The following is a 956-nucleotide window of genomic DNA, read 5'->3' as shown; positions in this document are numbered from 1 at the left end:
GTCACCACCTTCACCCCCGCCGCCTGCGCCGCTTGCGCCGCCGCCGCAATCTGGTCGCCGGCGTTGTTCGAGAGCATGACCGCCTTTACGCCCTGCGTCGCCGCGTTGGTCAGCGTCTCGATCTGCCCCGCCACCGAGTTCTCAGCCGTCGGGCCGGTGAAGATCAACTGGCCGGGATTGCCCAGCTCAGCGTGGGCCTCTTTCGCACCGTCGTGCGCCTGATCAAAGACGGCAATGCCGAGGAACTTGGGCAACAGGATCATGTCAGCGCGCTGGCCGGCTTGCAGGGTAATCGGTTCGCGCACCGTGCCGCTCGGCGCTTCGACCTCTTGCAGAATGTTCTCAGCGGTGTAGACGGTAAACGGCCCCATCAGCACGCGCAACCCGTTGGGCCGGGTGGGATCTTTCTCGATCGTGTACGTCCCCATCCGCCCGGCATTGAACCGCTCGCCCTCGACGCCTTGCAACGCACCCGAAGCCAGCAGATAGGTGAGATGATAGGTCAGGTAGCCGAGGTCTTTGAAGCTCCACAGCGCAAACTGCGGCGCGCACCCGCTCAAGGTGTAGCTGACCATCTCGGACGGCAAGCCCAAGCCCGACACCTTCACCTTGTCGCACAACCCTTCGTCGGTCATCGCCTTGGCCGCCGCCGCAATCCCCACTGTCGTCGGCGCCATAATCAGCTTCAGGTTCGGGTACTTATCCACCAGCGCCAGCGCCTGATTGTAGCTCTCTTCCGACTGGTCGTTGCCGTACACTGTATCCACCAGCTTCAGATTGGCGTACTTCGGCTCGGCCAGCACCTGCTTCATTGATGCGATCCACGCATTCTGGTTCGCCGCGTCGGGCGAGGCCGACAAGATCGCAAATTCACCACCCTGCGGGCCAAGGATCGACAGCGCCATATCCGCCATCACCCGGCCCGTCTCGTTGAAGTCAACCTGCGCCACGAACAC

1 protein-coding gene is annotated in these 956 nt (G+C 63.1%); it reads right to left on the bottom strand.

Features of this window, described 5'->3' with window-relative positions:
• A partial coding sequence (locus tag A6A03_RS19350) for a substrate-binding domain-containing protein (protein ID WP_156525399.1) occupies positions 1-956 on the bottom strand: 956 nt, incomplete at both ends.

Origin of the sequence: Chloroflexus islandicus, from assembly GCF_001650695.1 — a bacterium.
Taxonomy (GTDB): Bacteria; Chloroflexota; Chloroflexia; order Chloroflexales; family Chloroflexaceae; genus Chloroflexus; species Chloroflexus islandicus.
This window is presented reverse-complemented; position numbering and strand designations above follow the sequence as displayed.